Origin of the sequence: Pseudomonas sp. (genome assembly GCF_049645325.1) — a bacterium.
GTDB lineage: Bacteria > Pseudomonadota > Gammaproteobacteria > Pseudomonadales > Pseudomonadaceae > Aquipseudomonas.
The window spans coordinates 1-11,605 of sequence record NZ_JBARTQ010000374.1; the positions used below are offsets into that span (position 1 = coordinate 1).

The 11,605-nt window shown below is 62.7% G+C and carries 15 protein-coding genes; 3 read left to right on the plus strand and 12 right to left on the minus strand.

The window, feature by feature from the left end; translation table 11 throughout:
• Positions 1-89 precede the first annotated feature (89 nt).
• Positions 90-707, minus strand: coding sequence for a PAQR family membrane homeostasis protein TrhA (gene trhA / locus WBB95_RS16405; protein ID WP_099234810.1), 618 nt, complete (start codon positions 705-707; stop codon positions 90-92).
• Positions 708-879: 172 nt separating this feature from the next.
• On the opposite strand from trhA, the gene WBB95_RS16410 reads away from it, so the two are divergent.
• The 3 genes from WBB95_RS16410 to WBB95_RS16420 are packed head-to-tail and all read left to right on the plus strand — an operon-like array spanning position 880 to position 2,940.
• Positions 880-1,446, plus strand: a complete 567-nt coding sequence (locus WBB95_RS16410; protein ID WP_424488546.1) for a chromate transporter — start codon at positions 880-882, stop codon at positions 1,444-1,446.
• Positions 1,446-1,988: a chromate transporter gene (locus tag WBB95_RS16415; RefSeq protein WP_424488547.1), complete on the plus strand. Its 543-nt coding sequence runs from the start codon at positions 1,446-1,448 to the stop codon at positions 1,986-1,988. Before WBB95_RS16410 ends, WBB95_RS16415 begins: the two co-directional genes overlap by 1 nt.
• 37 nt (positions 1,989-2,025) lie before the next feature.
• Entirely contained in the window at positions 2,026-2,940 is a 915-nt protein-coding gene (locus WBB95_RS16420; protein ID WP_424488548.1) for a LysR family transcriptional regulator, read from the plus strand.
• Positions 2,941-3,044: 104 nt separating this feature from the next.
• On the opposite strand, the gene madM is transcribed toward WBB95_RS16420, so the two are convergent.
• The 11 genes from madM to WBB95_RS16475 all read right to left on the minus strand — a co-directional run bounded on the left by madM (position 3,045) and on the right by WBB95_RS16475 (position 11,483).
• Entirely contained in the window at positions 3,045-3,809 is a 765-nt protein-coding gene (gene madM, locus WBB95_RS16425; protein ID WP_424488549.1) for a malonate transporter subunit MadM, read from the minus strand.
• 1 nt (position 3,810) lies between these two features.
• A complete protein-coding gene (madL, locus tag WBB95_RS16430; protein WP_424488550.1) occupies positions 3,811-4,215 on the minus strand; it encodes a malonate transporter subunit MadL in 405 nt (134 codons plus the stop codon).
• Positions 4,216-4,282: 67 nt separating this feature from the next.
• Complete coding sequence (gene mdcH, locus WBB95_RS16435; RefSeq protein WP_424488551.1) at positions 4,283-5,182, minus strand: malonate decarboxylase subunit epsilon; 900 nt, start codon at positions 5,180-5,182, stop codon at positions 4,283-4,285.
• Complete coding sequence (locus WBB95_RS16440; RefSeq protein WP_424488552.1) at positions 5,179-5,775, minus strand: malonate decarboxylase holo-ACP synthase; 597 nt, start codon at positions 5,773-5,775, stop codon at positions 5,179-5,181. Before WBB95_RS16440 ends, mdcH begins: the two co-directional genes overlap by 4 nt.
• Positions 5,769-6,545, minus strand: coding sequence for a biotin-independent malonate decarboxylase subunit gamma (mdcE, locus tag WBB95_RS16445; protein ID WP_424488553.1), 777 nt, complete (start codon positions 6,543-6,545; stop codon positions 5,769-5,771). The genes WBB95_RS16440 and mdcE overlap by 7 nt, the downstream gene beginning before the upstream one ends.
• On the minus strand, positions 6,542-7,384 hold the full coding sequence (locus tag WBB95_RS16450) for a biotin-independent malonate decarboxylase subunit beta (protein ID WP_424488554.1): 843 nt from the start codon (positions 7,382-7,384) through the stop codon (positions 6,542-6,544). Before WBB95_RS16450 ends, mdcE begins: the two co-directional genes overlap by 4 nt.
• The gene (locus tag WBB95_RS16455) at positions 7,377-7,676 is read right to left on the minus strand and encodes a malonate decarboxylase subunit delta (protein WP_015886328.1); all 300 of its coding nucleotides are present in this window, start codon (positions 7,674-7,676) and stop codon (positions 7,377-7,379) included. Before WBB95_RS16455 ends, WBB95_RS16450 begins: the two co-directional genes overlap by 8 nt.
• Positions 7,676-8,524, minus strand: a complete 849-nt coding sequence (locus tag WBB95_RS16460) for a triphosphoribosyl-dephospho-CoA synthase (protein WP_424488555.1) — start codon at positions 8,522-8,524, stop codon at positions 7,676-7,678. The genes WBB95_RS16455 and WBB95_RS16460 overlap by 1 nt, the downstream gene beginning before the upstream one ends.
• Entirely contained in the window at positions 8,525-10,195 is a 1,671-nt protein-coding gene (gene mdcA / locus WBB95_RS16465; RefSeq protein ID WP_424488556.1) for a malonate decarboxylase subunit alpha, read from the minus strand.
• Between the two features lie 261 nt (positions 10,196-10,456).
• Positions 10,457-10,891, minus strand: coding sequence for a hypothetical protein (locus WBB95_RS16470; protein WP_424488557.1), 435 nt, complete (start codon positions 10,889-10,891; stop codon positions 10,457-10,459).
• On the minus strand, positions 10,854-11,483 hold the full coding sequence (locus WBB95_RS16475; RefSeq protein WP_424488558.1) for a nucleotidyltransferase domain-containing protein: 630 nt from the start codon (positions 11,481-11,483) through the stop codon (positions 10,854-10,856). Before WBB95_RS16475 ends, WBB95_RS16470 begins: the two co-directional genes overlap by 38 nt.
• Between the last annotated feature and the right edge of the window lie 122 nt (positions 11,484-11,605).

Consider the following 11,605-nt stretch of genomic DNA (forward strand, 5'->3'; position numbering starts at 1 on the left):
CGAAGGCGGTGTGTCAGTTGGTAAAAAGGCTAACTGACCCACCGCATTCGCGAGCAAGCCCGCTCCCACATTGTTAACCGAGTCGTCGGTTACAGCACGTAATGCATGATCGCCACAAAATGCAGCAGGCTGCCGCCGATCACGAACAAGTGCCAGATGCCGTGGGAATGCCGCAGGCGATCCTCCAGGGCAAAGAAGATGATGCCGACGGTGTAAAGCACCCCGCCCGAAGCCAGCCAGGCAAAGCCCGCCGTGCCCAGCGCGGCGATCAGCGGCTTGACCGCCACCAGCACGATCCAGCCCATCACCGCGTAGATCACGATCGACAGAATGCGCGCCTCGGAGCGTGGCTTGATCTCTTGCAGGATGCCGATCACCGCCAGCCCCCACACGATGCCAAACAGCGTCCAGCCCCACGGCCCGCGCAGTGTCACCAGGCAAAACGGCGTGTAGCTGCCGGCGATCAGCAGGTAGATCGAAAAGTGATCGACCTTCTGCATGATCTCTTTTCGACGCCCGCGCACGCTGTGGTACACCGTCGACGCGCTGTACAGCACCAACAGCGTAAAGCCGTAAATCGCCACGCTGACGATCTTCCAGGGGCTGCCATCCAGACTCGCCACCACCAACATCCACACCGCACCCACAAAAGCTGCAACCGCCCCGAGCAAATGGCTCCAGGCGTTGAATCGTTCCCCGTGATACATGTGTCACTCACCTCGAATAACCGTTATCACCTTGGGCATTCTGAGGCCAACCACCCACGATCAGGTAGCCGCCTTTCTTCATTTGCCCAAATACACACGCCCATAGATGATTCACTTCATCCTGTGGGGCTGACGTGCCTGCCCCCCATAAAGCGCCTTATCGGTAATCTCCATGCCCGAACGTGAACCTTCCCCGCCGCAACCCAGCCTATGGCAGCTGTTTTACAACTTCGCCATGGTCGGCCTGTTCGGCTTCGGCGGCGTGATGCCCTGGGCGCGACAGATGATGGTCGATCGCAGGCGCTGGGTCAGCGAGCAAGCGTTCAATGAGTTGCTGACCACCGGCCAATTCTTCCCGGGCCCGAATATCGCCAACGTCGGCATCATCTACGGCCGGCGCCTGCATGGCTTGCCGGGTGCGGTTGTGACCGTCGTTGGGCTGTACCTGTTCCCCTCGCTGATCACCGTGCTGGCCGGCTTCGCCTACGCCAAGTGGTGGAGCCATGACGTGGTGCAGCAGGTTTTCGGCGCCGTCATGCCGATTGCCACCGGCCTGATGCTCGGCACCACCTTGCGCCTGCTCAAGGCCATGCCGAGGACGCTCGCCAACTACAGCGCGTTCGTCTTGACCTTCGTATTGATGGCCGTTCTGGTGTTGCCGCTGTGGATGGTGCTGTTGATCAGCATCCCCAGCTCCCTGGGCCTGAGCTTCATGGGCTCGAAAAAGGTGGGCGGCTGATGCAAACCGTCCTCCTGCACCTGATGATCCAATGCGCGTTGTGGTCGCTGATGGCGATTGGCGGCAACACCGTGGCCATCGGTGATATTCACCGCTACACCGTCGTCGATATGCACTGGATCACCGACGCGCAATTCGTTGCGTTTTTCGCCCTGTCCCAGGCACTGCCGGGGCCCAATGGCATGTTCCTGGTGTTTATCGGCCAACAGGCGGCGGGCTTGCCGGGCGCGCTGGTGGCCTTGACCGCCAAGCTGGTGCCCTGTTCGGTGCTGGCTTATGTCGGTGCCGGCTGGCTGGAGAAGCACACGCAAACCCCGTGGGTGCAACGGGTCAAACGCAGCCTGTTGCCCATCTCCATCGGCCTGATCCTCGCCTCGACCTACATCCTGATGAACAGCCTGGAAAACAACGCGACCAGCCTGGTGCTGACCCTGGCCAGCGCCGCCGTGGTGTATTACACGCGGCTGAACGCGATCTGGCTGATCATCCTCGGCGTGCTGCTGGGCCTGTGCAGTTCATGGCTGGGAGCGGGCTGGTTTTAGGGGCACAATCGACGGCATTCGAACCCGAGCCACGGCCATGCTGATCGACGAAGAATTCACCCTCAAGAAACTGGAAATCTTCCTGGCGTTCATGCGCACCGGCAACCTGGCCCGCGCCGCCGCCGAGCTGCAAACCAGCAACGTCAGCGTGCACCGCGCCATCCACTCCCTGGAAAATGCGCTGCGCTGCCCGCTGTTCAAACACGAGGGGCGCAACCTCACGCCGCTGGAAAGCGCCTACGTGTTGGAAGAACGCGCGCAGAAACTGGTGGCGGACGTGGTCGACAGCGTACGCCTGACCCGCGAAGCCGCCGGGTTCTCCGCCGAACGCTTCAAGCTCGGCTCGCTGTACTCGCTGACGGTCAAGACCGTGCCGCAGCTGATCATGGGCCTGAAAATCAGGCGCAGCGAACTCAACATCGACCTGATCCTGGGCTCCAACTTCGACCTGCTTTACAAGCTCAAGAACATGGAAGTGGACGCGATCCTGATCTCCCTCGACGAGCGCGCCAACGACCCCGACTGCGAGCAGATCGCGCTGTTCACCGACGACATTTTCCTCGCCACGCCGGCGGACTCGCCCTTTGACCGCGAGCAGGAAATCGACCTGGCCGACATGCGCGACGCCACCTTCATCACCCTCACCCAGGGCTTTGCCACGCATCAGGATGGCAACCGCGTGTTCAAGCAGGCGGGGTTCGAGCCAAAGGTGGCGATGCAGGTGAACGACATCTTCACGCTGTTGAGCATGGTCAGTTCGGGGGTGGGTTATGCGCTGCTGCCGGGGCGGATTGCGGCGGTGTATGAAAACCGCGTGAAGCTGATACCGCTGCAACCCCGGTACCGTTTACAGCAGCATATTGGCGTGGTGTTCTTGAAGGCCAAGGAACGTGACCCGAATTTGCTGGCGTTGTTGGCAGAGTGCCGGATGTATGCTAACCGGCAAGCCTGACACCGCCATCGCAGGCAAGCCAGCTCCCACACTTGAATGCATTCACACATCAAAAAATGTGGGAGCTGGCTTGCCTGCGATGAGGACTTTGCAGCCAACGATCATTAGCCGACCAACCCTCGCACAATGAAGTAAAGCAGCGAAGGCCCCAGCAAGCACCCAAGCCCGGTGTGGAACGTGGCAGTCAACGCGCCATACGGCACCAACCGCCGGTCCGTCGCCGCAAGACCTGCGGTCACACCGCTGACCGTCCCGGCCAACCCACCGAACACCATCGCCGAGCGCGGGTTGTCCAGGCCCATCCAGCGCGCCGCCACTGGCGTGCCGACCATCACCAGAATGGCCTTGATCAAGCCTGTCGCAATCGACAACGCCATCACATCCGAGGTCGCGCCAATCGCCGCGCCGGTCACCGGGCCGACGATGTAGGTCACCGCGCCAGCGCCAATGGTGGTCATGCTGATCGCATCACGATAACCAAATGCCCAGGCCATGCTGGCGCCGACGATAAACGGCAGGATCGTGCCCAGCAGCAGCGCAATCACGCCAATCAACCCGGCCTTGCGCGCCTCGGTGGCTTGCACCTCAAACGCCGTGGCGACGATGGCGAAGTCACGCAACATCGCCCCGCCCATCAAGCCGATGCCGGAGAACAGCGCCACGTCAGCCAGGCCTTTTTGCCCACCCGTGATCGTGCCGCCCACCCACGCCAATACAAGGCCGATGACGATGGCAATCGCCGAGCCATGAATGCGCCCGAAAGTCAGGCGCTTGGACAGCACCACAGAAATCCACATCACCACGCCGACAAATGCAAAGGCGGTGACCAGGCCGTTATTTTCCAACCCTTTCTGGATGAGAGGCCACATATCAACGACCTCCCGCCGCAGCGATCAACGGCTCTTCATCGGGCAAGGGTTCGCCCTTGTGAGTGCGGCTGATCAGCGCAATGGTGCAACCACAAACCACCACCGAACCGATGGCCGCGAGCACCGCGACCGGGCCTCCGTGCAAGGCAGTGACCACGTTTTGCTGCGCCGCCATCGCCACCACCACAGGGATGTACATGGCGCCCCAGAAGCCCACGCCCATCTCGCAGTCCTTGGTCATGCCGCCGCGTTTTTGCATCCACAACCGTGCGCAAATGAGCAGGATCATCGCGATCCCGACCCCGCCCACATTGGACTTTACGCCGAGCAACACGCCCAGCATGTCGCCCATGATCACGCCCGCAAGCGTGCAGATCGCCAGCAATGCCACACCGTAGATAATCATTGTTGTTGTCCTCAAAGTGCTCGATCGAAATTGTTGTTGTTGTGCTTCGAAAGCCTTGGGTGGTGCTTTATCGGTGGCGGCGCGCCTCCTCTTGCAGCAGGGCCTGCAAGGTGTCCAGGCGCGCGCCTTCAAAGGCGATCACCGTGCCGTGTTCAAACACGCGGCGTGACAGGCCCGTGAGCACCGCGCCCGGCGGCAATTCGATTTGCAGGCGTACGCCGCGCTCAACGGCGCTTTGCACGGTGCCGCGCCAATCCACGACACGGCACATGTTGAAAGCCAGGTCGTCGCGCAGCTGCTCAGGGGTGTGGATCGGCCGCGCGCGCGTGCTGCTCAGGTAGGTGATGCGCGGCGCCTTGAGTGTCACGAACGCCTCGGCCAGGGCTTGGGCAGGCGCTTCCAGCAACGCGCAATGCGACGGCACGCTGACAGCCAGGCGCTTGGCGACGCCGTTGCCCTTGATGCGTTCGGCCACGCGCCGCATGCCTTCGTCGCTGCCGGCAATCACGGTCTGGTTGTCGGCGTTGATATTGGCCAAGTACACCGGCGTGTCGGGGCTATGGACTGCGGCCAGCAAGGTTTCAACGGTGGATAAGTCCGGGCCGATGAGCGCGGTCATTCCGTAGCCGTGTGGGTAAGCGCTTTGCATCAGCTCGCCACGCAGGCTGACGAGTCTGATCGCATCGGAAAAGTCCAGGGCGCCCGCGATCACCGCCGCCGGGTAAGCACCGATGGACAAGCCCGCGACGTAATCGGGCGTGTGTTGAAGCTGGCGGGCGCAGGCAACGCCGACGACCAGAAGGCATAACTGCACAGCGCGCGTGCTCGCCAGGGCCTGAGCTGAATCGAGCAGGCGAACATCTTCACCCAAGGCTTCACTGGCTTCTTCCAGGACGTCGGCGGGCAGCGCGTGGAGCATGCCCACGCGCTGGGCGCCCTGCCCTGGAAACACCAGAAGGCTGCTCATGCCACAGCCTGCCAGGGGTCGAGGACCAGGTGCGCACCGCGGGAAGTTTTCAGCAGTACCCGCCGCGATCCGCCCGCCCATTCACGCAGGGCGACGGCGCCAAACGGGGTTTGCAATTGCAAGTCCACGGCGCACTCCGCCGTGTCCAGGATCGCCAACAAATCCTGCGCATCACCGCGCTCAAGCCGCTCGGGCGCGCGCAGGATCAAATCCAGATCGCTCTGCTCATGCAACGCTTCGATTCCGCTGGCCAGCTCAAAACCGGCGCTGCCGGTGACACCCCACGTTTCCTGCGCCAGTATCGGCCGCAGTTGCTCGAGTGCGCGCAGCGCGGGTAAGTCGCGTGGTGAGACCACGCCGCGCAGGGCCTCCGGTATCACTCGCCGCTGCACCGCAGCGAGGGGCATCAGCGCTGCAAAACGCTGTTCACGCAAACGTCCGCGCACACCCACCGCCACCTGGCCTGGTTCGGCGACGGCGCGACGCACCACCACCGGGTGGCCAGCGGCAATCACCTCCAGCACCCAGGCCGGTGCGTCGGTGGGCAGATGCGCCGGGGTCATGCCCCAGAGCAAATCGTGAGCGTTCACCATTGCTCCCGCAGCAGTTGGCGGACATGGCTGGAGGCGGCACGGTTGCTGGCGCCGAGGCGACTGCTCAGGTCACGGGGAGCGTTCTGCACGTCCTTGATCGCGTGCAGCAAGCAATCACCGACCCGTGCCACATCGTCCTGTGTGGGCTGCTCAATCTGGCTAACCGACAGGGTCTCCCAGAGCAAACCCAGGCTCGCATAACTGTCGATGTCGTAAGCCATGGGCGGCACGCTGGCAGCCAGGGCTTCCAGCTCTTCGACACTGCGCAACGTCACCCGCGCTGCCGAGGCTTTGCCCATGGCATGCACCATCACACCGGGGTCACGCAGGGCGATCAAACGGTTGGCCTGGTAGCCGTGGGCGAGAAACGCACCGGACATGGCCTTGCCCACCAGCAGCGCGATCACAGGGTGCCCGGCCAACCGCGCGCGGGCATAACTGTCGGCGGCGGCAGCCAGCGCCTGGTGGATACCGAGTGCTTCTTCGCGACGGCCATAGGCTTGGCTGGGTACATCGACGATGGCAATGATCGGGCGCTTGTCGCCATGGGCGATGGCTTCATCCACCGCCTTGGCCAAGCCCCAGCCTTCCAGCAAACCGACTTCACCGTTGCGTGCGCGGGGGAAGCGGTTTTGAGCGTCGGTGACCACGGCGATAAAGCGCACGGCGTGTTCGCCCAACTTGCCATCGGCGACTTTCAGCGAGTCCGGCAAACCCGCAACGGGCGTGGCGCCGGCGGTCAATGCGTTAAACCACTGCAGCCCTCTCATGAGCGTTCTCCTTGATACAGGTCGCGCACCGTCGCCGGGTCGATTTGCGGTTCGGCGTCCAGTTCAGCCAGGCGCGCCAGGTAGAAATCCACCTGACGGCTGCGTTGCTGTGCGGGTACGCCTTGTTGCAGCAAGGCGGTGACGGTCTGTTGAATCTGCGCCACGTCATCGGCCACATAGCGATCGGCCAAGCCGCTGTTGAAGCGTTGCTCGCCGCCGGTGAGGCTCCAGATGAAGGGCCGGTCGCGGGAGTCGTACTCTTCCAGGCCAGCTTCCTGCTCGATCACTTGCGGGCCGTTGAGGCCCAGGCGCGCTTCACGGGTGACCACCAGGTAGCTGCACAACCCGGCCGCGATAGACATGCCGCCAAAGCACCCGACGCTGCCCGCCACCACACCGATCACCGGCTGGTACTGGCGCAGGTCGACAATCGCCGCGTGGATATCGGCGATCGCCGCGAGGCCGAGGTTGGCTTCCTGCAAGCGCACGCCGCCGGTTTCCAGCAGCAGCACGGCACGGGTCGGGATGCCCTTGCGGTTGTCTTCGGCTGCCAACTCCAGCGCGCCGGCGATTTTTGCACCGCCGACTTCACCGAGGCTGCCGCCCTGGAAATTGCCTTCGATGGCCGCAATCACCACGGGCTTTGCGTCAATGCTGCCCTTGGCGATCACCACACCGTCATCCGCCTGAGGCACCACGCCCTGGCGGCTGAGCCACGGCGACATGACGCGCTGGAACGGGTCGATCAATTCACGAAAAGACCCGGCATCCAGCAAAGCCTTGGCCCGCTGCCGCGCACCGAGTTCAACGAAGCTGTGTTTAGCCAGCAAGTCAGTCATGGCCGATCTCCTCGAAACCCTGCTCCAGGCGCAAACGCACCACGCCGGGGGTGGCGCCGAAATCGTGGATATCAATGTTCAAGGCCGGCGGCGTCTGTTCCTGGAAAATCCGTTCGAACAGGTGCTGCCAACGTTGCTCGGCGCCATTCACCGAGGTCTGCACCTGAATGGTCAGGGTGCCGGGCGTGCCCGGTTCCAGCAGCACTTCGAGGTCGCCGGAGCCGACACAGCCCACCAGCGCACGGCCTTTGGGCGGCTGCCCGGCGGGGAATTCAAAGGATAAGGTTTCCATCAAAACGCTCCGTCGAGGCGGTCGATAAACAGGCAGGCGGCCAGCAAGTCGGCGGCGCCGCCGGGGGAGGCATTCAGGGCCAGCAACTGCTGGTCGAGTTCGTGCAAATGGCGACGGCCAGCCAGGGTTGCGCTGCCACCGGCGTCGAGCACGGACTGGGCGCCGTGCTGCATGGCCTGCAGGCCTGCTTCGCCTGCACGGTAGAGCACGCAGGTGTCGGCCAGGCCCGTCATGATCGCGAGCAAGGCATCCAGGCGCGCGTTCTGTTCGCCTGCGTTTTGCTGGCGGCTTTTGTGCAGTTGCGGCAGGCCGCGTTGCAGCACGGACGGGAAGCCGAGTTGCGCTTCTTCGCGCGCACCGCGGGCGCCGTAGCGCTGGGCAACCTGCGCGCCGTGGCTGAGGGGTTGCGGGGCATAGCGGTCGTTGAGCAGGGCCAGTTTGGCCGCGCGTAACGTGATTGCGCTGGCGTGGGTGGCGTGCGGTTCCAGGGCGGCGGCGGCCGTCAGCAACCCGAGCGCCCAGATCGCGCCGCGATGGGTGTTTACGCCATTCGTTGTGGTGAGCATTGCCTGCTCGCCTTCGCGGCCGATTCGTCCGAGGGCTTCGCGCAGGGGCAAGCCGATGGCTGCACAGTCGATAGCCGCTTCAGCCATTTCCTTGAACATGGGCCACAGCGACAGCGCCGACGCGTGCATCAGGCCCAGGTGCAAATCGCTGTGCGCGCCGTTGCCACGACGGTCCACCAGCGCGGGTTTGGGCGACAGGTCCGCCTCATCGATCAGCGCATCGACGGCCATGTCCGCCAGCCGGTCGGCGAGGCTCAGTTCATGCAGTTTGAGGGCGCGCATTTACCAGCTCCTGAACTTGGCGGGCGGGTTGTACAGGCCACCGGACCACTCGACCAAATCGGCCACGCTCTTGGCGGCCAGCAATTCGCGGGTGGCGTCGGTGCGGCGGATGCCCAAGTCTTCGGGCAAGGCGATCAAGCCTTCGCGGCGCATGCGCGCGGTGTCCTTGGGGTTGTGGCGCATGCCGATGGCGGTGACGCCAGCGACCGCGGCGATCATCGCCTGGCGCTCTTCCAGCGAGCGCGCCTTGTACAGGTAGGCGATGCCTTCTTCGGTGAGCAGGTGGGTCACGTCGTCGCCGTAAATCATGATCGGCGCCAGCGGCATGCCGCTTTTGCGCGCCACTTCCACGGCGTCGAGGGTCTCGACGAAGGTGGGTTTGCCGCCTTCCTGGAAGGTCTCGACCATTTGCACCACCAGCTTTTTGCCGCGTTCGAGCAAGGCTTCCGGCGCGTCGTCGTGGCGCATGTCGAGCCACGCCGGAGTGCCATGGCGACGGCCGCGCGGGTCATGCCCCATGTTTGGCGCGCCGCCAAACCCGGCGAGGCGGCCACGGGTGACCGTGGAGGAATGGCCGTCGCCATCCACTTGCAGGGTGGCGCCGATAAACAGGTCCACCGCGTATTGGCCGGCCAGTTGGCAGAACATCCGGTTGGAACGCATCGAGCCGTCGCGGCCAGTGAAGAACACGTCCGGGCGCGCGGCGATGTAGTTTTCCATGCCCAGTTCAGTGCCGAAGCAATGCACGCTTTCCACCCAGCCGCTTTCGATCGCGGGGATCAGGGTCGGGTGCGGGTTGAGGGTCCAGTTGCGGCAGATCTTGCCCTTGAGGCCGAGGGATTCGCCGTAGGTCGGCAGGATCAGCTCGATGGCGGCAGTGTTGAAGCCGATGCCGTGGTTGAGCGACTGCACGTTGTGTTTTTCGTAGATGCCACGGATCGCCATCATCGCCATCAGCACGTGCACCGGCTTGATGTGGCGCGGGTCGCGGGTGAACAGCGGTTCGATATAAAAGGGTTTGTCAGCCACCACCACAAAATCCACCCAACTGGCGGGGATGTCGACGCGGGGCAAGTCAGTGACGTCATCCACCAACTGGTTGACCTGCACGATCACAATGCCATCGCTGAAGGCAGCGGGCTCGATCAGCGCCGGGGTGTCTTCGGTGCTGGCACCGGTGTAGATGTTACCGGCGCGATCGGCCATAAACCCGGCCGACAGTACGACGTTGGGGATCAAGTCCACCACCAGCCGCGCATAGAGTTCGATGTAGGTGTGGATCGCGCCGATTTCCAGCAGGCCTTCTTCGAGCAACTGGCTGATGCGCAGGGATTGGGTGCCGGCGAAAGAGAAATCCAGCTTGCGCGCGATGCCCTTTTCAAACAGGTCCAGGTGCTCGGAACGGCCGACACTGGGCATGATCATGTGCAAATCGTGGAGCTTGGCCGGGTCGGCCTTGGCCAGGGAGCGCGACAGGAAGTCGGCTTGTTTCTGATTGTTGCCTTCCAGCACCACACGGTCGCCGGGGAGGATCAAGGCCTCAAGCGCTTCGACGATTTTGTCACTGGGCAGCACCGCCCCGTCCGCGAAGTGCCTGACCAGCCCAAGCCGCCGCTGCTTCTCGTCGCGCCGCCGCGTCCAGCGCGAATCGGGGGTGATGGTTGTTGTCATGGTCGCTCCACGGGGTTCGCTGTCGTGGGCTGTACCTTAGGAGTGAAACTGGGGGGTATCAATCAAGCTGGGTGGTGGAATGTTACGGTTGGAGTAACGAAACATCAGTGAATGCTGGATTCAAGCCAAATGGGGATTTCAAATGTGGGAGCTGGCTTGCCTGCGATGGCGGCCTGTCAGTAGACACTTTCCTGGCTGACCCACTGCCATCGCAGGCAAGCCAGCTCCCACATTTGATTGACGGTGTTGCGAGGGCTCGCGTCATTCCCACCGATTATTAGCCAGCACGTCTTCCACTTTGCCCAGCAGCATCGTCGCGCCTTCCATCAACTGCCCAAGCAACGCCTCATCCTCATCCATGTACCCTTCGTACTCCGCCAGGTTGCGGCGCTCATGACACAACGCCAATAACCTCACCTGCACCTTGTTCGCGTCGACGGTGTGAATGAGGCATTGAAAGACCAAATAGCGTTTGTCGGAGCGATACCCGCGCAGGCGCAGAGCTGTGAGCGCGATAGCGTGGGCGGCGTTGTACGCCAAGTCGAAACGACTGGCGAAGGCTAATTGCGGATTACCTGCATCCCTCAACCGATCCCGGGCCGAGCGCATCAGCCCTTCACACTCCTTGCGATCAGGCGCCTCAGCCTTCAGGCCGCCACTACGTTGCAGATTCTCCAGATTTGCCTTGCTGTCCATCCGTGGATTCCAGGGGGTTGCCCCCCATCAGGTTGATCTTGTCCTGCTGTACGACCCGCTGCACAAAACTGTTCCCGGCATTCCATTTGCCGATCCAGTCTTCGGGGGTGTAAAGCGTCGGGTTGAGGGTGCGGCCCAGTTGCTCTTCCAACGGAATCAGCTGCTCCATGACGTCACTGTAGTTGAGGTTTTGGCCGATCAGCATCAGATCAATGTCACTGGATGAGTGCGCTTCGCCCTTGGCGATGGAACCGTAGATAAAGGCCCACGTTATCTGCTCGGCGAACGGCGCCAATGCATTGCGTAAGGGTTCGTCCAGGCTCAGCGTCTTGCGCACAATGGCCAACAACTCCGAATAGATCGGGCACTGGAGATTGGCCTGGTAGTGGGTTTGGTTGCCTTGGCGCGTCATGCTCAGGATGCCCGCCCGCTGCAATCGCTCCAACTCGCGGGTGAGGCTGCCCTTGCCGACCTGAGCCCAGCGCGCAATTTCATTGGTGAAGAAACTTTGATCGGGTTTGCCGAAGAGCAGGCCCAGCACTTTTTGCTGGGTGACGGTGAAGAGTGCAGTGCTGAGCAGCAAGGTTTGCATGGCTGAGGCCGAAGAGTCCCAAAAAGGGAACGATAGGTCCCTTTTTGGGAACGATCAAGTTTTCTGTGGCACATCCCCTTCGGCTAACTGCACGAAATCTGATGTGGGAGCTGGCTTGCCTG

Excerpts from the sequence above, each read along its gene's own strand:
- trhA (WP_099234810.1), bottom strand. The coding sequence starts at position 707 with ATGTATCACGGGGAACGATTCAACGCCTGGAGCCATTTGCTCGGGGCG.
- WBB95_RS16410 (WP_424488546.1), top strand. The coding sequence starts at position 880 with ATGCCCGAACGTGAACCTTCCCCGCCGCAACCCAGCCTATGGCAGCTG.
- WBB95_RS16415 (WP_424488547.1), top strand. The coding sequence starts at position 1,446 with ATGCAAACCGTCCTCCTGCACCTGATGATCCAATGCGCGTTGTGGTCG.
- WBB95_RS16420 (WP_424488548.1), top strand. The coding sequence starts at position 2,026 with ATGCTGATCGACGAAGAATTCACCCTCAAGAAACTGGAAATCTTCCTG.
- madM (WP_424488549.1), bottom strand. The coding sequence starts at position 3,809 with ATGTGGCCTCTCATCCAGAAAGGGTTGGAAAATAACGGCCTGGTCACC.
- madL (WP_424488550.1), bottom strand. The coding sequence starts at position 4,215 with ATGATTATCTACGGTGTGGCATTGCTGGCGATCTGCACGCTTGCGGGC.
- mdcH (WP_424488551.1), bottom strand. The coding sequence starts at position 5,182 with ATGAGCAGCCTTCTGGTGTTTCCAGGGCAGGGCGCCCAGCGCGTGGGC.
- WBB95_RS16440 (WP_424488552.1), bottom strand. The coding sequence starts at position 5,775 with ATGGTGAACGCTCACGATTTGCTCTGGGGCATGACCCCGGCGCATCTG.
- mdcE (WP_424488553.1), bottom strand. The coding sequence starts at position 6,545 with ATGAGAGGGCTGCAGTGGTTTAACGCATTGACCGCCGGCGCCACGCCC.
- WBB95_RS16450 (WP_424488554.1), bottom strand. The coding sequence starts at position 7,384 with ATGACTGACTTGCTGGCTAAACACAGCTTCGTTGAACTCGGTGCGCGG.
- WBB95_RS16455 (WP_015886328.1), bottom strand. The coding sequence starts at position 7,676 with ATGGAAACCTTATCCTTTGAATTCCCCGCCGGGCAGCCGCCCAAAGGC.
- WBB95_RS16460 (WP_424488555.1), bottom strand. The coding sequence starts at position 8,524 with ATGCGCGCCCTCAAACTGCATGAACTGAGCCTCGCCGACCGGCTGGCG.
- mdcA (WP_424488556.1), bottom strand. The coding sequence starts at position 10,195 with ATGACAACAACCATCACCCCCGATTCGCGCTGGACGCGGCGGCGCGAC.
- WBB95_RS16470 (WP_424488557.1), bottom strand. The coding sequence starts at position 10,891 with ATGGACAGCAAGGCAAATCTGGAGAATCTGCAACGTAGTGGCGGCCTG.
- WBB95_RS16475 (WP_424488558.1), bottom strand. The coding sequence starts at position 11,483 with ATGCAAACCTTGCTGCTCAGCACTGCACTCTTCACCGTCACCCAGCAA.